A 22436-nucleotide genomic window follows, 5' to 3' on the forward strand; every position below is an offset into this window, starting at 1 on the left:
GCGTAGGCTAGCGCTGTATCTAAGCAAATTGTGGTCGCCATGCCTTGAGGTGTGGTTCTCACAAGCGTCCGTTTTTAAACGGGCGTGGTTGACTGAAACTAACAGGTACCCGTAAACGGGAAAATTAAAGTGAGGTTATGTAAACTATGGAAACGAATTCTATTGAACTCTTAAAAAAACGGCGGTCGATTTATAACTTAGGCCGTAACGTCAAGTTCTCAACGACTGAGCTGACTAGCTTGATTCAAGAAAGCATTAAGCAAGCCCCAACGGCCTTTAACAACCAAACGCAACGCGCCGTGATCTTATTCGGCGAATCCCACGAAAAGCTCTGGGACATCGTGATCGACCGGCTGAAGCAAGAAGTTCCCGATGAAGCTGCCTTTGCCAAGACAACGGCTAAGATCAATGCCTTCAAGGCGGCCTTTGGAACGGTGCTGTTCTACACCGAAACCAAGACGGTCAAGGAATTCGAAGAGAACTTCCCACTGTATGCCGCCAACTTCCAGGATTGGTCCGAACAGTCCCAAGGTGGGACCCAACAAGCCGTTTGGACGGCGCTGGCCGAAAACGGTATCGGTGCCAACCTTCAGCATTACAATCCGCTGATCGATGACGAAGTCCGGGCCGCCTTTAACCTTCCTGGTAGCTGGAAACTCCGGGCAGAAATGGACTTCGGTTCTATCGAAAGCTCAGCCGGCACCAAGGAGTACATGACTGACGACGACCGTTTCTTGGTTTTTAACTGAGGCTAAGATCGTCGCGCTGCGGCTGCCAGGGATTGCGCCTGCTGTGGGGAACGCCTTCAGCCAAAGAGAGGGCTTACGGCTCGCCTGAAAGCCGCAAAGTTCATGCGTCTCTCAGGTCGTCCCACGATGTAACTCGGGAAGGTACCCCGACTAACATCGTCGACACGGCTGGCTACATCCCTGTCCTCCTCCGGCTAAGCTTGGTTTTCTACACCAAAGCTAGTCTGGTGATCGATTAGACACATTCACTAGTCAGTTTACAGGTGGTCAGTGTGCTGATTCGTCTGTATTTGACCAAGATTGTCGGCAAGCACGTAACCTAAAATGACATCAAAAGGACCGGTCCCACATGAAAAAATGTGGTGGCCGGTCCTTTTCGTCTCGACTAAATGCTGCTTAAGCTTGATATAGCAACGATATTTGTGTGAAAATTAGGCAACTTAGCATGACCTTTGCCTTGCACAGTGGTTTCTGTTGACTGGGAAGATGAGTGAGAAAATCGATATTAACCAGACAGGTTAGTGTGCACCAATCATTTGGCAATTGTCGTGGTAAAACACAATCGGAGCCGGCGGAGCCCAGGGATGCAGCCAGCCGTGGAAATAGTGGTCGCTTGTAGCGACCACTATGGGCGACTTTTAAGATGCATGATCTTTGCGGCTTAAAAGCGAGCGAGAAGACTGGTGGCTTTCCAGGCTGAAGCGTCCCCACAGCAGGCGGAATCCCTGGCAGCCGTAGCGCGGCAATCTATATCAATGTAGCAGCTGGAGGCGACCGTTTTACGGTGATTTTGGTCACTAAGAACCTAACTGGTTGTAGCGGGAGAACTTATGCTAAAATGAAAGGTAGCCACGGGTGCTGATGCCAGCCAATCAGCTGGGCACCAATGCCCGCTTTAGTACTTTCTATATCAGGAGGTAAAATATGCAAAAGAAAATTGCCATCATCGGTGGTGGGATCGTCGGGGCGACCGCTGCTTATTATTTGAGCACGTTGCCTGGCGCCCAACAAGTTAAGGTCACGTTGTTTGACGATGGGGTCGGTCAAGCCAGCAAGGCCGCAGCCGGCATCATTTCACCCTGGTTATCTAAACGGCGGAATCAACGCTGGTACCGCTTAGCCAAGGCGGGGGCCGATTTATATCCCGAATTGATTCACGACGCCCAATTAGGAACCGAAGTTTACCAACAAACGGGGACCATCGTGACCCGCGAAGTGCCGACCGACTTAGAAGTTCTGTACCAGTTAGCTCAAGAGCGGCGGCAAGACGCGGCGACCATGGGTAAGGTGTCAACGCTCACGGCAGCCGAGGTCCAAGCCAAGGTGCCACTGCTGGGGAACGCCCAACCCGGTGTCTTCATCAGTGGTGGGGCCAGAGTTGACGGCGCCGCTCTGGTCAACGACCTGCTCGACCGGGCCAGCGCCAAGAACTTAACGGTCCGCCATGAACGCGTCTCCTTGACGCCCGATGGCCAAGTCGTGACCTCTTTAGGCAACCGGCAATTCGACCGGGTCATCGTCGCTGCGGGGGCTTGGTTGAAGGAACTGCTGGCACCTTTAGGCGTTGTGGCAGACGTTCGGCCACAGAAGGGGCAACTGATCGAGTTAGCCGTTAAGGACTATCCGTTACAGGAAAATATGCCCGTCGTCATGCCCGAGGGCGAACGAGACTTTGTGCCATTTGGTCACGGAAAATTGATCGTTGGGGCCACTCACGAAGACGACGGCAAGTTCAACCTGACCGTCGATTCAGCGGTGACGGCCGATCTCTTAGGCAGTGCCCAACGGTTGATGCCGGGCCTCACCGCCGAGAGTTTGACCGGTGTACGGGTCGGAACCAGAGCCTATGCCAATGATTTCGCACCATTCTTTGGGCCGCTCCCAGAACAGGAGACATTCCTAGTGGCTTCCGGACTGGGGTCTTCTGGTCTGACGACGGGACCCCAGATCGGTCGGTTATTGGCGGGGTCAGCCCTTTACGGTGGAACGCCCGACTGGAGCGAATACGAGTTACCATTGACGACTTACTTGGCGTCTTCGGCGAAGTGAAGTGCTTGATTTGCTAGCGTGTGGGCGCCCTGATTTTGTTTCTCGGGGACCCACTGCGTCAGGACCAATTGAAAGGGTGCCTGCGCGGCCAACAACTCGTCGACTAATTTTTGGTAATGTTTCGCATAATGTTTGGCCAAACTATCGCTAACGATTTGGCTATCGGTATAAAATAAGACCGTGGCCTGTTGCGCCTGGTCACCGACTAACGCCGCCAATTTTTCAAATCCCATGCGGGCGATCTCAAATTCGGCCGTGTGGTTGGTGGTGGCGTGTAAGGCGGCCTTTAACTGGGTCTGCTGGTGGTCGTGAATAATCAAGATGCCCCCGGCACTCAACCCACTCTGCGGTTGTGTCGCGGCGTCCGTATACAAAGAATACACAAGAATCACTCCAATTCATTCGTGAGGTGTTGTAAGTAATGATAACCCAGGAACGGCGTTTTTTGTATCAACCGAACCCAATTAGTAGCGTGATCAACTGGAGCTGGACGCTAATGGTCCTGATGCTCGGGGCCATCTTTTGGCTCGAGATCACGCACTTTAATTGGTACACGCTGGGGCTCTTCGCAGCCTTCGCCTTTCTGTGCTGGTTAGAGGTCCACTACAGAAATATTACCATGGCAAACGGCGTATTGACCGTCAGTACGGTCTTGAATCACCACCATTTAGTGATTCCATTGGACCAGGTCCGCAGTGTGAACTTGGCGCGTTACCGACTGGGCATCGTGGCGCAGGGGAAGATTTATCAGTTCCTGTTACCGCGGAACTCCGCCATTGAACTCGCCGGTTTAATTCAAGACGCCATGACGGCAAATGCTAAGGAGGACTAGTAGTTGAACGATATCGAAATTTCACAAGCAACTAAGTTAGAACCAATCGAAAAAATTGCGGCCAAGGTGGGGTTGACCCCCGATCAGATCGAACCTTACGGCCACACCAAGGCCAAAATCGACCTGCCACTGGCCGAATCCCGGCCTCAAGGAAAATTAGTGCTGGTCACGTCGATCAACCCCACCCCAGCCGGTGAGGGCAAGTCGACCGTGGTCGTTGGGTTAGGGGATGCCATGAACCGCTTAGGCCATCAGACAGTGTTGGCGCTGCGGGAACCTTCCCTTGGTCCCGTCATGGGATTGAAGGGTGGCGCGACCGGTGGGGGCTACGCCCAGGTCGTTCCCATGGAAGACATCAACCTGCATTTTACGGGGGACATGCACGCCCTGACTGAGGCCCATGACACCTTGGCAGCCTTGATCGACAACCACATCCAACAGGGAAACGCCTTGAACCTGGACCCACGGCAAATCGTGTGGAAGCGGGTCCTAGACATCAATGACCGGGCCTTACGGCAAACGGTCATTGGTTTGGGCGGCCGGACGTCCGGTGTGCCCCGTCAAGATGGTTTTGACATCACCGTGGCCAGTGAACTCATGGCCGTACTGTGCCTGAGTGAAGACTTAACGGACTTGAAGCGCCGGGTCAACCGCATCTTGATTGGCTACAACTACGACCGCGAACCCGTGACGGTCGGTGACTTGAAGGTTGGCGGGGCGATTACCTTGCTGCTAAAGGACGCCATCAAGCCCAACTTAGTGCAGACGTTGGAACACAATCCCGCCATCATTCATGGGGGACCTTTTGCCAACATCGCGCATGGCTGTAACTCGGTTCTAGCGACGCAAACGGCCCTGCAACTGGGCGATTACACCGTGACCGAAGCCGGTTTCGGTGCCGATCTGGGTGGCGAGAAGTTTATGGACATTAAGACACCGGTCTTAGGTAAGACGCCGGACGCCGTGGTCATCGTGGCCACGATTCGGGCGCTCAAGTACAACGGTGGCGTCAAGCGAGCCGATCTCGAACAGGAAAACGTGGCGGCCTTGCAACAAGGCAGTGCCAACCTGAAGCGCCACATTGCCAGCATGCAGCAGTACGGCGTGCCGGTCGTCGTGGCGATCAACCGCTTCACCAGTGATACCGATGCCGAAGTGGCCGCATTGACGGCTGACGTGGCCGCCCTAAACGTGCCCGTGGCCACTACAACCGTTTGGGCCGATGGCGGTGCCGGTGCGGCTGATCTGGCCGAAAAGGTGGTTGCGGCGACGAAGCAACCGAGTCATTTCACCCGGTTGACGCCAGAACATACCGACCTGGTCACGCAGATGACGGCCATCACCCAGAAGATCTACGGTGGGGCCAAGGTCGAACTGTCGACCAAGGCGCAACGGCAACTGAAGACCTTCGCCAAGTATGGCTGGGATAAGCTCCCCGTCTGCATGGCCAAGACGCAGTACTCCTTAACGGACGACGCACATGCGCTCGGTGCACCAACCGACTTCACGATTCACGTCCGCGAGTTCGCCCCACGCTTGGGTGCCGGCTTCGTCGTGGCCATGACGGGGAACGTCTTGACTATGCCGGGCTTGCCTAAGCATCCAGCGGCGTTGGATATGGACATTGACGCTGACGGGAAGATCACGGGCTTGTTCTAAAGCTGAAATTTTTAGTTGAATATAGTAATGAAGGTCGTTGCGAAAAATTCTCGTGGCGGCCTTTTTAATGGCATCATAAAGAGAAAGCGTTACCCGAATGTAGGATTCCATTCAGGTAACGCTTTAAATAGCTTTGACTGTCTTTTCAGCAGCCCTTTAATTTTTGAGGGTCCTCTTTTCTAGGGCTAAAGCATGTCGTGTGAGCCGGTATTTAGCACTAATAAAGTGATCTCATCTTCATTTTTGCGGTATCATAATGCATTTTTTGCAGCTTTTTCCAATTTCGTAAAAATAGTTTGGTATATCTGACTTTTCTAATCATCGTAGTCTTCAGGATTATCGAGAATCTTCATAAAGTCATCGACTGAAACGGTGTTAGTATCGCCATTTTTGACTTCTTCTAGTGCCTGGTCTAGTTCAGTCGCCAGCGTGCTATTAGTCGGTTTAAATGGCATGCCATTTTCTTTGATCATTTGTGAAATGAACATATTGACTGCTCCGGTAAGGTCGATACCTAAGCTATTTGCGACTTGTTCGGCCTTTTGTTTGCGGGCCAGATCCATCCGAATCGTGAGCCGTGTTTTTTTGGGGCTTTGGGGATTGATCATATTTTTATCGTCTCCTATCTGTGCCTATTGGAGATGATTTTATCACCAATAGGCACAAAAGTATAGAAAATTGACCTCGCTGTGATTAGCCTTAGTCAGTAATTGTCTGTATGTTCTAGCAGATACTGGTTATTTGAGGGGAGATTTAAAGCGTGGTTGAAGATATATTGTCTCAATAAGGAGATAGCTTTGGCCTCGAAAGAAACTGAACGCATTCATGCAAATCAAATAAGATATGACAAATGTCACCAACAGCTCATGACAAACCCAACTAGTCGTCAATTAATCGGCTTGCTAAACTAAGGTTATTCAAAGGAGGATGAATGAAATGACGACCATCATACAAGCAAAAAAACTGAGCTTTAGCTATGGACAGCATCGGGTTTTAAAGCAGGTGGATTTAACGATTGAAGCTGGCGAGATCATCGGGTTAATTGGGGAAAACGGTGCCGGTAAGACGACTCTGCTAAACTTACTGTTAGGGGCTCGTGCGGCGGATAGCGGTGAGTTAACGGTATTCGGCCAAGCACCGGGGAGTCTAATGGCTAAACAAAAGATTGGTTCTATGTTGCAAGGCGACATGGCCATTCGTGGGGTGACCGTGACCGATTTACTGACGATGGCGGTGGCACATTATCCGGCACCCTTATCAGCAGCGAAATTAATCATGGATCTGGACCTAACTGAATTTGCACAGCAGCAGTTAACGGCCTTGTCAGGTGGTCAGTTGCGCCGAGTGACGTTTGCGCTAGCTTTGATCAGCAATCCTGATTTATTATTTTTGGATGAGCCAACGGTCGGGATGGATACTAACGCCCAACAGGCATTCTGGCAACGAATTCAGGCCTTGAAAGCGCAAGGTAAAACGTTGATTATCACCAGTCACTATTTGCCCGAGATTGAACGAATAGCCGATCGGATCTTCTTGTTGCAGCATGGCCAGTTTGCGTTTCAGGGAACCTTTGCGGCCTTACAGCAGCGTTATCAGCAAGTGGCAATTACCTTCCAGACTGGTTTGCCCGTGACGACCTTTGACCACTTAGCGGGTGTAACCGCGGTGAGCGGTAGTCACCAGATAATCAAAATTAGGAGTGAGGATGGGGATGCCACTTTGCAAGCACTGGTCCCATATTTAGCGCAGTTACAGCAAGTGGCAGTCAATCGGGAATCATTGTCGGACATTTTTGTCCAGCTAACCAAGGGGGTTAAAGCATGAACACATTACTAGCACAGCTAAAATTTGACGGTCGGCGATTGATTTTACGGAATTTCTCGTTTCAATTCTTTTCAATCTTAATGCCAGCGGGGTTCTACTTGTTGTTTACAAAAGTCATGGCGTCGGGGGCGGTACCGACGCGCTTTAACCTACAGTATATGGCCAGTATGATCGTTTATAGCGGGACGATTAATGCGTTGTTCGGGATTGCTCAGATCTTGATGCATGACCGCGAACAGGGCTTGTTGCAATGGCTACAGCGCACACCAACGGGGGTCAACGCATACTACTTGTCGATTGGCGTATGGAGCATGGTGATGAATACCCTGGCGATTGTTGTTTTAGGTGGCTTGGCGGTTGTCTTTAATCAAGTCAGCTTAACGGCTGGTCAATGGGCAGCAATCGTTGGCATCGCCTTGATTGGTCAACTTCCGACAATGCTGATTGGTGTCTTGGTGTCGTTCATTAACCGTGCCGAAACGTTAAGTGTCGTTAGTAACCTCATTACCTTTCCAATGGCGATTATCAGTGGCTTATGGTGGCCAATGGCGATGTTACCAGGTTGGCTGCGGCCGGTTGGTAAGTTAATGCCGACTTATTTCGTGAATGATTGGTTGGGCGCCGTCGCCACTCATGCTACACTTAATACAACAACTGTAATTGGGGTCTTCGGGTGGATTGGATTGCTGACCATCATCGTGGTCGGCGGCACGCGCCAATTACTTAAACGGGGTGATGGGGTTGTCGAGGTCTAGATGGGCAACTAAGTTTAAAAATTTAGAGTGGACCAGCTATATTTGGCTATGTTATTTACCGTATTCAGTGGCCGTGTATGTTCCAGCTAAAACGGTCGCTGATTGGATTTGGCTAGGCCTATTAGCGGTTTTCTTGGTGCTATACATTTTGGTCGTCGAAAAAGAGAGTTGGCGACCAGTGACGATACCGCTCGAATTGTTAGTGACGGGGTTATTTGCCACATTAGGCGAGAATCTTTATTTGATCATCTTTCCGGGGTGGCAAGTCTCCTTTATTCTGAGTCGTCAGCCCAAAAAAGTTTTTTATTGGTTTTTAACGGGCTACTATGCATTTATAATTGGTGGGATTTGGCACGCTGTTCAGACTTCCCCAGGCGTTTTGGGTTGGCAGAATGGTCAGGTCATGGGGCTCATTTTCCCCATAATTTCACCAATATTGTCGTATACCCTATCACGATCAATTGTGCGGCAACGGCAGTTACGCCAGACTAATCGGCGGTTACAGGCGATTGTGCAACGCGACGAGCGTGAGCGGATTGCGCGGGATTTGCATGATACTCTGGGACAGAGCTTTTCGATGATTACGTTAAAAACGGAGCTCGCTAAGAAGCTGCTGGTTAAGGCGCCCGATAAAGTCGCCGCCGAGCTCGATGATATTGAGCAGACTAGTCGCCAAAATTTACAAATGGTTCGTTCGATTGTGAATGATTTGCATCAGCGGTCGCTTAGCGAGGTTCTCCTGGAACAGAATCGAAATCTGCTGGCGGCGAATGTTTGGCTGACGACGACCGGTGAAAAGCTTGCCATTCAATGGCCAACAACGATTCAAGGTGTGTTTGCCGCCACGATGGCCGAGGCGTTGACGAATGTGATTCGTCACGCCCACGCTCATCAAGTCGAGGTGACCTTCAGTGAGCCGCATCAGGGGTATCAGGTCGTCATCCAGGATGATGGTAAAGGTGGGTCGTTGACACGGGACGGTGCTAATGGAATCACTGGCATGCAAGCGCGGCTGCTCGAAGCTCACGGGACGTTTGCGATTGGAACGCCGAGTCGGGGCACACAACTCATATTAACTATTCCCAAGGAGATGGCCAAGCGTGATTGAGTTATATTTAGCTGAAGATCAGAGCATGTTGAACTCCGCTTTGACGCAGTTACTAGAACTAGAGGATGACCTACATGTGGTCGGTTCGGCCGGCGATGGGCAAACTGCTTGGGCCGAAATCCAGCGGCTGCAGCCACAGGTTGCCATCTTAGATATTGAGATGCCCGGTCTGTCGGGATTAGATGTGGCCGACCAGATTCAGGCAGCCAAGTTACCGACCAAGGTCATTATTTTGACGACCTTTGCGCAAAAGGCTTATTTTGAACGAGCCGTAACCGCGCAAGTGGCGGGCTACTTGTTAAAGGACAGTCCCAGTGATGACTTGATTGCGGCGATTCGCCAGGTGATGGCCGGTGCCACGATCTATGCACCGGAATTGGTGGTCAATATGCTGTCAGCGGATAAAAATCCCTTAACGGAGCGTGAACTAGCAGTATTAAAGGCCGCCGCACAAGGGTTGCCAACCAAGGAAATTGCGGCGCAGTTGTACTTGTCGGCCGGCACGGTGCGTAATTATTTGTCGGCGATTTTTAGTAAATTAGGGGTGCACAACCGGTTGGAAGCCATTCAGGTGGCCCAGCGAAACAAGTGGTTAGCGTCGTGAGTGACTGGACCTTTTAAGAAACTTGTTACTGCCAACTAATTTCGAATCGTAATAAGTGATAGCAATATAAAACCCGTTAACCCATTGCAACAGAATGGCTTAACGGGTTTTGTGGTGTCAAAGCGAGCGAGAAGACTGGGGATTTCCCAGTCTGAAGCGACCCCGCGGCAGGCGGAATCCCCGGCAGCCGGAGTGCGACAATTTCACACTATCTTAATGGTGCGAATCCTTGCTAACCGCAGTGCGCCTAACATACACTACCGGTCCAATGCCGGTGAGATCTGCTTCGTCGCAAGGATTCCGCCGGCGATGGCGAGGTAGGTCACGCTAGCGAGCAACGTAAATGACCGCATCCCCAGTGCATCAATGATCAGGGGGATGCCCAGCAGGCCGATGGGTTGGCTGAGGTTGATGAGGGCGTAGTAGCTGTTGGACACGGTGGCGAGGTCGGTTTCCGGTACCTGCTTTTGCAGGATGGTCTTGTTGGAGATGTTGAAGAAGGGTAAGGCGCTTCCCAACAAGACGACGCCGAATAAGGACCCCAGCAGCCATTTCGACTCGCCAAACAAGAAAAACGCAATGGGAATCTCCACCAACGAGATTTGAATGAAGGTGTGCAGTCGCACGGACTTCGCCAGCCAGCGGTACAGGACGGACCCCAGCAGAAAGCCGATGGAGAATGCCGACGTCATCAGGCCGGTCGCCTTGGTATTGTGAAAGACCATGGTGGCGAGCTGGGTGAAGTAGACATCGTTGGGAGTTAGCAAAACGTTAAAGAGTAGAGCGGTCGTGAGGACGGGGACCAACGCCGTAAACTGTCGAAAGAGCTGGCGTACGTAGCTAAAACCGTTCCAGGCCGATCCGGAAAAGGTCGTGGGGGCCGGCGCTTTTGTGACTGGTTGCTCGTGGAGGCCGATCAAGAGGCCAAAGACGATCAGGTAGGATAGGAAGTCTGCCACAAACAGCGTGGCTAGCGGTAATACGGTCATCAGGGCAGTCACGATAACCCCCGAGAGCAGGTTGGCGCTCATCATGGCCGTACTGATGGCGGCGTTGAGGCGACTGTAGACGGCGGCGCTGAATAAGCGCACCGTGAGTTTAGTAATGATGGGACCGTAAAAGGAAGCACAGGTGTCGTAGAGGATGGCGCTGGCGATGAGCAACGGAAAATTTTTCACTCGCCAGGCAACCAAGCCTAAGATTAACAGGACGGCAACGGCTGCGGCCAGACTCGTTTTAAGCAGGAAGGGCTTTAGCCGCGCTTGCTGATCGACAAAGTGGCCAATGGGTGCGGCCAAGACGATGCCGGGGACGAAGAGGCAAAAGGAGTAGATGCCCACGTAGATAGCGGCGTGAAACCAGGTGGTAATCAAAATAATCAGGGCCACCCGCGAAAAGCCCGACCCGAAGTCGTTGATAAACTGACTCACCAGAATAATGTTTTTGTTGCCCACCATGCCGCTCACTTCCTTAGTGATTAAGTTAGGGTCGACCTTAGCACGAAATGACTAAGGGGTTGGTGGGATGTTATGAGTTGGCGTGGTGACTTAACGAAGCCGTTAACTTAGTTCAGTGACCAAATCAAACGGGAGGGTAATTGGTACGCCGGGACCGACAACGTGTATGGTTAGCAACAACATTAAGAGACTAGGGGGAGTCTTTATGAGATTTGTCAATAAACGCTTGATGGGGCTGGCAATTCTGATGGCCGTTTTGTTGGGGCTGGAAACGCCGTTCAATGCCGCCACGTACGCCTTTATTTTTACGATCATTGGTGGCAAGCACCTCGCTTGGTTGGTGCCGTTCGTGGTCATCGTGATCAGTGGGTATTTGATCTTTACGTTGCTCACTTATTGGAATACCAGGGTGGTCAATCGAAATGTGGTCGCCATCAACCAGCACTTGAAGGCCGCCCTTTTGCGGAGCCTGTTACGGGAACGAACGGTCGACACCAAGGACTTCGTGGCGACTAACCTGTCCTTTTTCATGAATGACTTGAAATTGTTAGAGGATAACTATATTCGCCAGCTGTTCACGTTGATCAGTTTAGCGGTTGCTTCGGTCGTGACGCTGGTCTATTCACTGAAGAATAACGTTGTCCTCACCCTGGTCTTCTTAGCGTTTATGGTGATTCCGGCGGCAGTTCCCGGTCGATTTGGCAAGCAGATCGGGGCTAAAACGGGGATCTGGTCGACGCGCAACAATCATTGGTCGGGGATGTTAAAGGATGTCCTGACTGGAGCGCTTTCGATTCGCCAGTACCGCGCGATCAGGGGTGTCGAAGAGAAAACGAATCCCGCAATTCAAGGCGTTGAGCAGGCTAATGCAGCCGCCAAGAATACGATTGCCTTGTCGAATGGCGTGGCGGAGGGCCTCTTCTACTTGTGTACGTACATTCCCATTGGCATTGGGATCTACGCCGCGGTCATTGGTCGCATCAGTTTGGCCCAATTCGTGGCGATTCAGTACTCGTCTAACATGATCATCAACAGTGCTCGGGGCGTGATCAGTAGCTTCAATACGTTAAACAGTACAACGAAGATTCGCGACCACATTCGACAGACCTTGCAGCCAACCACGGCGCCTGAAGCAACGATGATGGCTTTTAACACGTTAACGCTAGACCGGGTGGCCTTTAACCGGGACAGCACGTCGATTCTCAAGGACGTGACGCTGAAGGTTAACCGGGGCGAAAATATCTTGATTCAGGGCGAATCCGGCAGTGGGAAGACGACGCTGTTACGGCTGATCGATGGTGCCTTACAGCCAGCGAGTGGTCAGGTGAGCATCAACAATCAAGCCGTGACCGACTACGCGGGGATGAGCACGGTCAACCAGACGCCAATCGTGTTCAACGACTCGCTACGGTTTAATGTGACCCTGGGCATGGCGTTTACGGATGAAGCGGTCTTGCAGGCTTGCCAACGGGCCGGTCTGGCTGAGCTCATTGAAAAGGACGGCATGGACTATCAGATCGGCGAGGGCGGCCAGAACCTCTCCGGTGGTCAGATCAAACGACTAGAGATTGCGCGGGCCATCCTGTTTGACCGCGACCTGATCTTCATCGACGAAGGCACGGCCTCACTAGACGAGAAGACCTCGATCGCCATTCACCAAACCATTCTGCGGCTGAATAAGACCGTCATTGAGGTCGACCACCACATTCCGGCGAGCGTGCTACCGCTGTTTGACCACGTCTATACGCTGGCAGCGGGCGAGTTGACGGCGGTTAGGTGATTGGGATTAGCGTAAAAGGGGGCGCACTGCGGCTGCCAGAGATTCCGCCTGCTGTGGGGACGCTTCAGACTGGAAAAAGCACCAGTCTTCTCGCTCGATTTGGAGCCACGAAGACCACGTGTCTTCAAAGTCGCCCGTGGTGTAAGCTGGCTAAAAAAGCAGCCAACTAACACCACCTCCACGGCCGGCTACATCTCTGGCCTCCTCCGGCTTTGATTGTATTTTACTACAATTGACGGTTGATAATTTTGAGTGCCAGTTACCCGGTGATTTAACTGATAATGACGTATGGCTATTCTTTCTGTTGTCCGGTAAGTCACATTCGTCCAGAGGTCAGTGGTGTGGGTACAATCGAGTTGTCTCAGTCTATAGATAAGATTGTTCTGATAGTAACATTAGGACTAGAAGCGGATTAGATGGTGGTCGTACTACCTTGATCGGTTGAAAAAATTGCGGACAGTCTGACGGCACACGTATTTGCTGTGTGGATAGCTTATGGCAACGGTCAATCTTAAAGACCTGTGTGCCTTAGGGCTAAGCGGCTAGATTGGAGAAATCAGTCAGAGCCGGAGGAAGTCAGGGGTGCAGCCAGCCGTGGAAATAGTGGTCGCTGTCAGCGACCACTATGGGCGACTTTTAAGACGTGTGGTTTTCACGGCTTAAAAGCGAGTCGGAGGACCGCTTCTCAGTCCGGAGCGTCCCCACAGCAGGCGGAATCCCTGACAGCCGGAGTGCGGCTATTTCACAGTAATATCAGCTTTCAGGTCGTTTCGCCCAACTAAAGGCGGGGTGGCCTTTTTTAGTTCACGGGAAACAAAGCGAAATTTCTCGTGACCGAATCGTCAGAACGCCGAAATTTCTGGTATACTTTTCGGTAACGACTTATAGGAAAGGTGTTCCGGAAGTTATGCTGATTGCAGATACACTCTTAATCGTGCTCCTGGTCGCTGCCGATCAGTGGATCAAGCACGCGGTAGTGGTCAACATCGCCCTTGGCGGCGAGCACCCGGTCATCCCGGGTATACTCTCCTTGACCCACCTGCGTAATGACGGGGCGGCTTGGAGTATTTTACAGGGCCAGATGTGGTTCTTTGCGGTGATCGCCATCGTCGCTTTAGGTATCATGGGCTACTTCTTTTGGCAGTACCGCAATAAGGGGGAGCACTGGGTCGAAGAACTCGGCTTGGCCCTCATGATGGCGGGCACCATTGGAAATTTCATTGACCGCTTAACTCAGGGGTACGTGGTCGACATGTTTCAGCTCGACTTCGTCAATTTCCCCATCTTTAACTTCGCTGACAGTTGCTTAACGGTCGGCGTGATTCTAATTGCCATCGGAGTCTACATCACCGATCGGCGGGAGGCTAAATGATGCAAACAGAAGAATTTACGGTAACGACCACGGAACGGTTAGACAAGTTAGTGGCCGAACAGGTGGATAACATTTCGCGGTCGCAGGCCAAGTCCGCCATCGAGGCTGGTCAGATCACGGTCAACGGGGCGGCGGCTAAGCCTAAGGACAAGCCTAAGCCTGGCGATACGGTCCACATCGAGCTACCGGATCCGGAACCACTCGATCTCGAACCAGAAAATATCCCCTTAGACGTGGTCTACGAGGACGATGACGTGTTGGTCGTCAATAAGCCTCAGGGCATGGTCGTGCATCCCGCCCCGGGGCACCCTAACCACACGCTGGTCAATGCCTTGTTGTACCACAGCCCCTTGTCCAGTATTAACGGGACGTTGCGGCCGGGGATCGTCCACCGGATCGACAAGGACACGTCGGGCCTCCTGATGGTCGCTAAAAATGACCACGCCCACCAGAGCCTGTCGGCACAGCTCCAGGCTAAGACCAATCTGCGCGAGTACGTGGCCATCGTGCACGGTAACTTTAAGGAAGAAGAAGGGGTCATCAGAGCACCACTCGGCCGTTCACCTAAGGACCGGAAAAAACAGGCCGTTGTTGCCGATGGTCGCCCTGCCGTGACTCATTTCCGCGTGCTGGAGCGCTATGGTAACTACACGTTGATTGCTTGTCGCCTAGAGACCGGCCGGACCCATCAGATTCGCGTCCACATGGCGTACATCAACCATCCAGTCGCGGGCGATCCGTTGTACGGGCCCAAGAAGACGCTGAAGGGTGACGGTCAGTTCCTACACGCCAGAGAGCTCGGGTTCAAGCAGCCCACGACGGGTGAGCAACTCGACTTCACCGCGCCGGTTCCCGATAACTTTGCGCGGATGGTCCGTCACCTGCGCCAACAAGCCGGCTTACCGGTTGACAAAGCAATCTAGTTTTTTTATGCTGAACGTACTAAGATAAGCGGGTTTGCCGAATCAGGCGGGCGGGTTTCTTCACCATTTTGCCGAAGAAACGCGCCCGTTTCCTGCATTTACGTTAACGCCGTGAAACTTGAAGGAGGAAATAAAGATGGCAAAGGTAGTTGTGGACGCAATGGCAATGCAACGGGCCCTGACCCGGATTACTTACGAAATCATCGAACGCAACAAGGGGGTCGATGACCTCGTCATTTTAGGTATCAAAACACGTGGGGTGTACTTAGCCCGACGGATTGCCAGTCGCTTACAACAGCTGGAAAATGTGACGGTGCCGGTGGGCGACCTCGACATCACGCCGTATCGAGACGACATCGAGCACGATGCACAAAACGAGCCGAAGGTCACCGCAGCCAACATCGACTTCTCCGTTGCTGGTAAGAAGGTTATCTTGGTCGACGACGTTTTGTATACCGGGCGAACGATCAGAGCAGCGATGAGCGCCGTGATGGATCTCGGCCGGCCTAAGAGCATTAATTTGGCCGTGTTAGTCGACCGGGGTCACCGTGAATTGCCGATCAGAGCCGACTTTGTGGGCAAGAACATACCGAGCTCACAACGCGAACGTATCAAGGTCTCCGTCAGTGAAATCGACGACCGGGACGCCGTAGAGATCCAACAAGCATAACACTGGTAAAGGGGCCGATTTTGCATGGCAAAACGCTATTTGATTTTAGAAGACGGCTCGGCCTACGCCGGTGAAGGATTTGGCGCCGGCGCCACCACGAGCGGCGAAGTAATCTCTAACTTAAACCTTTTAGGCTATCAAGAAACGATTACCGATCAAATTTATCATAACCAGATTATTATTTTCGCCCAGCCAGCGATCGGTAACGTCGGGATCAACCACGACAGTTACGAATCGATCCTACCTACGGCTAAGGGGATGGTGGTTCGCGATGTGACCAACATTTCGACCAACCGGCTCTCCCGGCTGTCACTGGACGAATTCTTACAGCAACACAACATTCCCGGCATCAGTGGAATCGATACACGCCATTTGATCCGTAAACTACGGCAACAGGCCGGGCCAATGAAGGGCAGTATCGTCGATGTCGCCGACGCCCATGCGTTTGATCAATTGAACGCCACGGTGCTGACCAATCGGCAAGTCGATCAGGTTGCCACGCCCCGGCCATATCCGAACCCGGATACCGGTAAGAACGTGGTCGTTATCGACTTCGGTCTGAAGCACGGGATCTTGCGGCAATTGTCGGAACGCCGGTGTAACGTCACGGTCTTGCCGTGGACGGCGAGTGCCCAGGACGTCTTGAACCTGGATCCGGATGGGGTTTTACTGTCCACGGGGCCGGGCTCACCACTTGACTTGGGTGCCGGTGTCTTGGAAATGATTCGCGAGGTCCAAGCAGAGATTCCGTTATTTGCGATTGGTCTGGGCCACGAACTCTTTGCGCTGGCCAACGGGGCGGAACTAGCAGCCTTGCCCGTTGAGTACCACGGGAGCAGTCACCCGATTCGGCGAATCATCACCAACGATATTATTTACGCCACTCAGGGTCAGGGGTACGCGGTCATCGCGAAGTCCATTGACCGCGATCGATTGATTACGACCTACGTGGACCTGATCAACGGCACCGTGCAGGGATTACGCCACCGTGACTACCCGGCCTTCTCCGTTCAATTCTTTGCGGACGGGGCACCGGGCCCACACGAGAGTCGTGACCTGTTCGATGAATTCATGGAAGCTATGACAGCACGGGAGGGATAGGCTTGCAAAACTTAGATGATTTACAGAAAGTGTTGATCATTGGTGGCGGGCCGACCGAAATTGGTCATGAGGCCGAGCTCGACAGTGCCACCGTGCAGATCATCACGGGGTTTAAAAAACACGGGGTGCGCACGTCGATCATTGATAACAATCCCTTTTCAGTCGCCCTTGAAGAAATTCAACCCACAAATATGTACGTTCAGGCGGTCACGACCGCTAACGTCCGGCACATCATCGAAAAGGATCGACCGGACGCCATCTTACCATCGCTAGGCGGGCTGCTGGCCATTCAAATCGTCCAAGAGCTCATCGAAAATGGCGACCTTGGTCGTTTTGGTGTGACCATCTTGGGGATGACGGCCAGTACGCTGCGGCAGATCAACAATCCAGCGGCGCTGAACGCCACGTTAAAGGCCATTCATGAGCCCGTGATCGAAGCTCAGATCGTGGACACGACCGACGAGGCCATGGGCTTGGTTGAATCGATCGGGTTTCCTTTGATCGTTAAGCCGGTCTCTCCACGGGTAGATACCAACCGCACTGTCTGTGAGAACGTCGACGAGATGCTGAACGCCCTCAATCAGGGCTTCCAACAGTCGCGCTTTGACCAGTGTACGTTGGAACGCAGTGTGGTTGGCTATAAGGAAGTCGAAATGGTTGCGATTCGGGATGTGGCCGATACCAAGGTCCTATTGTGCGGGCTAGAAAACGTGGACACCATCGGGATTCACTCCGGGGACTCCATCGTCGTCACGCCGCCACAGACTCTGACGGACCGCGAGTATCAGAACTTACGGGACGCCACCTTCCGGATTGCCACGGAACTGGGCATCGTGGGGGTGTTACACCTACACTTTGCGCTGAATCCCGCCAACCAACATTTCTACGTGACCAAGATCGCCCCGTACTTTTCTCGTGGGGTCGCTCTAGCGGCCAGAACCACGGGGTATCCGATTGCGCTGGTCACGGGGGCCTTGTTACTGGGTCAGCGATTGGTCGACATTAAGCTCCCTAGCCGTTACGTGAAGCAAACGGCCATCATGGAGCCGACCATCGATCACGTGAGCGTCCGCATCCCATTATGGCCGTTTCAGGAGGTCCCAGATGCGGACCAACACCTGGACACGGCCATGAAGGCGGTCGGTTCCACGGTCGGCGTTGGCCGTTCGGTGGAAGAGGCCATGCTAAAGGCCGTGCGGAGCTCTCAATTTTCACCGCGCGACGTGTTACCTAGCGTCAGCAATCTCACGGATGGGGAAATGATCAGTCAGCTGATCCACCCGCTGGCTAACCGTATCCTGGTCCTGATCGAGGCCCTGCGCCGGGGGTATGCGCCCGATGAGCTAAGCGAACTGACGAAGATCGACAATTTCTACTTCGTGAAGCTCCAACACTTGTTGACGATCGAACAGGAGATCCAAGACAATCCGTTAGACGTCGACACCCTACAACGGGCCCGCTACTACGGGTTCGGTGATGGGATGGTCGCGCGAATCTGGCAAACGGACACGGCGACGATTCGCCATCTTTCGGCCGAGGCGCACATCACGCCCACCTATAAGATGATCGAGCCGACCGCCGGGGAGTTCGCTGAAGACGCCAGCGGCTACTACAGTACATTTGAATACGAAAATGAAAGCCAGCCAATGGGTGACCGGACGGCGTTGGTGCTTGGCCGGGGCGGCAATCAGCTGGGACCCAATTCGGCTGCGGAGTATTTCACGACAGAAATGCTGAAGCAATTGAAGCGCGCCGGATACCACACGGTCCTGATGAATACCAATCCGAATGCGGTGGCGATTGCACCGGAGTTCTCGGATAAGCAGTACGTGGACCCCGTTCAGTTGGGCGACGTGCTCAACGTGATTCAGATCGAACATCCCGATATCGTGATCGTCCCGGGAAACCGGCACTATTTGACGCGTGAGCTAGGGAAGTTAGACCTGAATCTCCACGTCTTACCACCAGACCAGGAGACGGGTGAGGAGCCCCCGAAAATAGCCACGATTGGGGTGAGCCTCTTTGTCCACGGTCAACAGAAAATTGCGGTGGGCGTGATGGATATGCTGGCACCGGGGATGAATAAGTCGTTGGCCCAGGTCACGGCCTTTCGGATGCCGGCGGAATTGCCTAAGGCTAAGCGAATTAGCCTGGTGGAACTTGCCAAGCAGGCCGTGAGTGAACGGCAGGTGACGGGGATGATCCAGGTGCTCTTTGCGCCTAAGGGCGATTCCAAGCAACTCGCGGTCGTCGGGGTGCGGCCAACGCGGCTGACCGAAATGGCCTTCTTGAGTAAGGTCACGGGGATCAACTGGGTCCGCATGCTGACGCGGCAGCACATTGCCACGCTGGACGATGATGAACTGGCTAAGATCAAGATTGATCTGAACAGTAGTCGTGTGGCGTTGATGAATGCGGCATTTCCGTTCCGGCAGTTACACGTCTTGAACCGGCCGGGGACGACCGACCAAGAGGTAGGGGCGACGATTGCCTTTGGGTCAAGCGAAGCGCTGACCCTCAGCAATCTCAGCGACACCGCCGAACTCGACCAGATCATCAACCGGACGATTGGCTAGACGGCTGTAATGTTGGTGTGAAATGGCCGCACTCCGGCAGCCAGGGATTTCGCCTGCCATGGGGAACGCCTTCAGCCTGAGGGGCGGGCTTCCGGCTCGCTTTGAAGCCGTGAAAAACGCACGTCTCCAAAGTCGTCCCACAATGTAAGCCGGGAAAGTACCCCGACTAACATTGTCGACACGGCCGGCTGCATCCCTGGCTGCCTCCGGCTCTGATTGATGACGACCATACCGGCTGGCTTGAGTTGTCCGGTTGAGGTTTGGTCATTCTGACTGAACGGCCGATGTGGTTTTGGTCGTGTGGTCGGTCTGGACGGATATCTGGATTGAGCTAGATGGTCAGATAATCAGCGTGTTTCTCGACGAAATACTGAGTGACTGGTCAACCTATAAGTTAAATAAATAGTTGTACCTAACAAAAAAGCGTCCTATCAGTATTTAACTGATAGGACGCTTTTATACTCTAATTTAGTTGTAACTACCAAATGATAGTCGCTCACGCTTAGCGACGCGTTGGGATAGCACCTAGTTGTCAGCTAACCGTTCGACCAAGTCACTTTCCGGCGTCACGTAGACCGTGCGTTGGCCAGTGAAGATCACGTAGCCCGGCTTGGCCCCATTAGGCTTGTGGAGACGTTTGACGGGCAGGTAGTCAACGGGGACGTTGCTGGACTCGCGGCCCTTGGAGAAGTAGGCGGCGAGGCTGGCGGCTTCCATGATCGTCTCATCGCTCGGATCGTCCGCGTGAATGATAACGTGGGAGCCCGGCATGTCCTTTACGTGCAACCAGATGTCGGTGCGCTTGGCGGTGTGCAGACTCAGTTGGTCGTTTTGCAGGTTGTTCTTCCCAACGGAGATCTTGGTCCCATCGCTAGCGGTGAATCGGTCTGGCTTGCTGATCTTTTGCCGGCGCTGCTTCTTGCCCTTCTTCTGGTGATCGTGGTCGCGGAGGTAACCGCCTTGTTGCAGTTCCAAGCGAATGTCGACCAGGTCTTTAGGGGCGGCTAGTTCAATCTGGGCCATGATGTTGCTGAAGTAATCAACATCGGCCTGGGTAATGGCGAGCTGCTCGTTGACGTAGCTCACGGCGTTCTTGGCCTTTTGGTACCGTTTGAAATACTTCTGGGCGTTTTGGTTAGGTGACAGTTGATTGGAGAGGGCGATCTTGATTGGCTGGTTGTTGTCGTAGAAGTTGGGCAACTCGACTTCAGTCTGGCCCCGTTGGACTTGACCGAGATAGGTCGTCAACACTTCACCCTTGATCCGGTACTCGTCGGCGTTTTCCGTTTCGGCGAGCGTCTTCTTCAATTTCTTCAGCTTGTTGCGGTTCTTCTTCAGCTCGTTACGGACCACCCGGATGAGGACGCTCCCTTGTTGTTGCACTCGGTCACGTTCGGCCTTGTCCTGGTAGTAGGTGTCCAACAGCTCACTGAGGGTGGCAGCGGGTTCCTGTGTCCCTGCAGTGGGATACGGAAAGGCGATGAAGCTAGTCTTGCCCTTAGGTGTGATGTCTAATGTGGGTTGCGGGGCATCGAACCCTTTGAAAAAGGCCGTGAAATTAGCCACGGGATCGCCGGACTCGTGGAGCTTGGCTGCCAGGGCCGCCGCGGTGTCTTTGCCAAGGCCCTGGTACTGTTGCTGCAGGGTGTGGGCGAGCACTTCTTGGTTAGGAAAGTCCCGGACGGTTGTGGCAAGGTCGTCACGGGCCCCCGTAAAGGGATCGACGAGGTCTTGCTTGGGTGGCGTGATGTACTGCGCACCCGGTAATAGGAGCCGGTAACGGTTTTGGTCGGAACCGACGTGTTTGATGGCGTCTAGGATCTTCATGGACGCGCTATCGACCAAGATAACGTTACTGTGTCGCGCCATGATCTCAATGATCAGGAGCAGTTCCTGCTGATCACCGAGTTCGTTGCGCGATGTAAAGTGTAGGTGAACGACCCGGTCATTGGCGACCTGGGTAATTCCCTTAAGAATGGCACCCTGAAGGTACTTTCGGAGGATCATGGTAAAGTTGGTGGGAACCGGCGGGTTGACGTACGGAATCTGCGTCACCTGAATACGCGCGTAGGTCGGGTTAGCCGAGAGTAAAATGGGGTAATTGTGGCTGTTCGCACGAACGGTCAGGACGATTTCGTTGGCGTAGGGCTGGTTGATTTTGCTAACACGGCCGGTCGTCAACGTTTGGCTCAGTTCCTGAACCATTGCGTGGGTAAAGGATCCGTCAAATGACATGGGGTAACAACACCTTTCATAAGTAGACTTTATTTTTAGTTGACCGGAAAAACGACACAAGTTCAAGTATAACGGCCCAAGCAGTGAAGTGCAAAGAAGTTCCCCCGCATTCTGATAGAATTCAGTGAAACTGTCATGAAATCGTCATGGTTTTTGACTTGTGATGAGCAACCTGACCGTTGTACAATACAAGTAACGCCGCAGCTCCCATTTTGTGAGTACCAAGTGGGGATAACGGCAAACAAAGGAGTGAGGGCCAAATGAAATCCAGTCTTGCAGCACTAATGGCAATTAATAAGGTGCAACAGACGTTGTTGCAACGGATGACCAAGCAATACCAGCTCACCGTTTCTGAGTGGCAGTTGCTGGACCACATTGGGAGTGGTGAAAACACCCAGGAGATCTTGGCGGAACGGACCAAGTTGGATACATCAACGCTGAGCCGGCAGTTAAAGGGCTTGGTGAAAAAGGAAATGGTGACCAAAGAGGCCGTTGGTCGCGATAAACGGCAGTTGGTCTATACGATCACGGCGGCCGGAACGGAGACGGTCACGGCCATTAATACAGCGTTTGAGAAGCTTTCCGATGACGTCTTCGAACATTGGTCCACCGACGAGCGGAACCTGCTACAGATCTTGTTGAACCGTTTAGATAAGAGTTTGGACCGGCAACGAACGGTCAAGTAACGTGAGGTAAGGAGTGAAGGATTATTCAGCAAAGACTAGTTGTGATTTCATTGGAT

19 protein-coding genes are annotated in these 22436 nt (G+C 52.9%); 15 read left to right on the forward strand and 4 right to left on the reverse strand.

Going from position 1 to position 22436, the window contains the following annotated elements:
• Nucleotides 1-146 precede the first annotated feature (146 nt).
• Nucleotides 147-749, forward strand: a complete 603-nt coding sequence (locus FC99_RS08215; protein ID WP_048736091.1) for a nitroreductase family protein — start codon at nucleotides 147-149, stop codon at nucleotides 747-749.
• Nucleotides 750-1673: 924 nt separating this feature from the next.
• Complete coding sequence (locus FC99_RS08220; RefSeq protein ID WP_048736090.1) at nucleotides 1674-2798, forward strand: NAD(P)/FAD-dependent oxidoreductase; 1125 nt, start codon at nucleotides 1674-1676, stop codon at nucleotides 2796-2798.
• On the opposite strand, the gene FC99_RS08225 is transcribed toward FC99_RS08220, so the two are convergent.
• Nucleotides 2774-3181, reverse strand: coding sequence for a ribonuclease HI family protein (locus tag FC99_RS08225; RefSeq protein WP_048736089.1), 408 nt, complete (start codon nucleotides 3179-3181; stop codon nucleotides 2774-2776). The genes FC99_RS08220 and FC99_RS08225 overlap by 25 nt on opposite strands.
• A gap of 38 nt (nucleotides 3182-3219) precedes the next feature.
• Here FC99_RS08225 and FC99_RS08230 point away from each other — a divergent pair, with 38 nt between their 5' ends.
• Nucleotides 3220-3630, forward strand: coding sequence for an EbsA family protein (locus FC99_RS08230; RefSeq protein ID WP_048736088.1), 411 nt, complete (start codon nucleotides 3220-3222; stop codon nucleotides 3628-3630).
• Between the two features lie 3 nt (nucleotides 3631-3633).
• Entirely contained in the window at nucleotides 3634-5289 is a 1656-nt protein-coding gene (locus tag FC99_RS08235; RefSeq protein ID WP_048736087.1) for a formate--tetrahydrofolate ligase, read from the forward strand.
• Nucleotides 5290-5603: 314 nt separating this feature from the next.
• Here the strand turns inward: FC99_RS08235 and FC99_RS08240 are convergent, their stop codons facing one another.
• Nucleotides 5604-5897, reverse strand: a complete 294-nt coding sequence (locus tag FC99_RS08240) for a type II toxin-antitoxin system RelB/DinJ family antitoxin (RefSeq protein WP_048736086.1) — start codon at nucleotides 5895-5897, stop codon at nucleotides 5604-5606.
• Nucleotides 5898-6225: 328 nt separating this feature from the next.
• Here FC99_RS08240 and FC99_RS08245 point away from each other — a divergent pair, with 328 nt between their 5' ends.
• From FC99_RS08245 to FC99_RS08260, 4 genes are read left to right on the forward strand one after another with little or no spacing between them, the layout of a single operon-like run.
• A complete protein-coding gene (locus FC99_RS08245) occupies nucleotides 6226-7113 on the forward strand; it encodes an ABC transporter ATP-binding protein (protein ID WP_048736085.1) in 888 nt (295 codons plus the stop codon).
• Nucleotides 7110-7868 carry an ABC transporter permease gene (locus FC99_RS08250; protein WP_048736084.1) on the forward strand — a complete coding sequence of 253 codons (759 nt, stop codon included), beginning with the start codon at nucleotides 7110-7112 and terminating at the stop codon, nucleotides 7866-7868. Before FC99_RS08245 ends, FC99_RS08250 begins: the two co-directional genes overlap by 4 nt.
• A complete protein-coding gene (locus FC99_RS08255; protein ID WP_048736083.1) occupies nucleotides 7849-8976 on the forward strand; it encodes a sensor histidine kinase in 1128 nt (375 codons plus the stop codon). The genes FC99_RS08250 and FC99_RS08255 overlap by 20 nt, the downstream gene beginning before the upstream one ends.
• Entirely contained in the window at nucleotides 8969-9580 is a 612-nt protein-coding gene (locus tag FC99_RS08260; RefSeq protein WP_048736082.1) for a response regulator transcription factor, read from the forward strand. The genes FC99_RS08255 and FC99_RS08260 overlap by 8 nt, the downstream gene beginning before the upstream one ends.
• Before the next feature lie 257 nt (nucleotides 9581-9837).
• On the opposite strand, the gene FC99_RS08265 is transcribed toward FC99_RS08260, so the two are convergent.
• A complete protein-coding gene (locus tag FC99_RS08265; RefSeq protein WP_048736081.1) occupies nucleotides 9838-11037 on the reverse strand; it encodes an MFS transporter in 1200 nt (399 codons plus the stop codon).
• A 205-nt stretch (nucleotides 11038-11242) separates the two neighbouring features.
• Between FC99_RS08265 and FC99_RS08270 the strand changes: the two genes are divergently transcribed.
• The 6 genes from FC99_RS08270 to FC99_RS08295 all read left to right on the forward strand — a co-directional run bounded on the left by FC99_RS08270 (nucleotide 11243) and on the right by FC99_RS08295 (nucleotide 19459).
• Nucleotides 11243-12817 carry an ATP-binding cassette domain-containing protein gene (locus tag FC99_RS08270; RefSeq protein WP_048736080.1) on the forward strand — a complete coding sequence of 525 codons (1575 nt, stop codon included), beginning with the start codon at nucleotides 11243-11245 and terminating at the stop codon, nucleotides 12815-12817.
• A 907-nt stretch (nucleotides 12818-13724) separates the two neighbouring features.
• A complete protein-coding gene (lspA, locus tag FC99_RS08275) occupies nucleotides 13725-14189 on the forward strand; it encodes a signal peptidase II (protein ID WP_048736079.1) in 465 nt (154 codons plus the stop codon).
• On the forward strand, nucleotides 14189-15112 hold the full coding sequence (locus FC99_RS08280; RefSeq protein ID WP_420324058.1) for an RluA family pseudouridine synthase: 924 nt from the start codon (nucleotides 14189-14191) through the stop codon (nucleotides 15110-15112). The genes lspA and FC99_RS08280 overlap by 1 nt, the downstream gene beginning before the upstream one ends.
• A 136-nt stretch (nucleotides 15113-15248) precedes the next feature.
• The gene (gene pyrR, locus FC99_RS08285) at nucleotides 15249-15782 is read left to right on the forward strand and encodes a bifunctional pyr operon transcriptional regulator/uracil phosphoribosyltransferase PyrR (protein ID WP_048736077.1); all 534 of its coding nucleotides are present in this window, start codon (nucleotides 15249-15251) and stop codon (nucleotides 15780-15782) included.
• Nucleotides 15783-15806: 24 nt separating this feature from the next.
• A complete protein-coding gene (locus tag FC99_RS08290; protein WP_048736076.1) occupies nucleotides 15807-16883 on the forward strand; it encodes a carbamoyl phosphate synthase small subunit in 1077 nt (358 codons plus the stop codon).
• A 2-nt stretch (nucleotides 16884-16885) separates the two neighbouring features.
• Nucleotides 16886-19459 (forward strand): carbamoyl phosphate synthase preATP-grasp domain-containing protein, encoded by a 2574-nt coding sequence (locus FC99_RS08295; protein ID WP_048736075.1) that lies wholly within the window; start codon nucleotides 16886-16888, stop codon nucleotides 19457-19459.
• Nucleotides 19460-19984: 525 nt separating this feature from the next.
• Here FC99_RS08295 and FC99_RS08300 read toward each other — a convergent pair.
• Complete coding sequence (locus FC99_RS08300) at nucleotides 19985-21694, reverse strand: NFACT RNA binding domain-containing protein (RefSeq protein ID WP_048736074.1); 1710 nt, start codon at nucleotides 21692-21694, stop codon at nucleotides 19985-19987.
• A 260-nt stretch (nucleotides 21695-21954) separates the two neighbouring features.
• On the opposite strand from FC99_RS08300, the gene FC99_RS08305 reads away from it, so the two are divergent.
• Nucleotides 21955-22380: a MarR family winged helix-turn-helix transcriptional regulator gene (locus FC99_RS08305; RefSeq protein ID WP_048736073.1), complete on the forward strand. Its 426-nt coding sequence runs from the start codon at nucleotides 21955-21957 to the stop codon at nucleotides 22378-22380.
• Nucleotides 22381-22436: the final 56 nt, after the last annotated feature.

Source organism: Levilactobacillus koreensis JCM 16448 (assembly GCF_001435525.1).
GTDB lineage: Bacteria > Bacillota > Bacilli > Lactobacillales > Lactobacillaceae > Levilactobacillus > Levilactobacillus koreensis.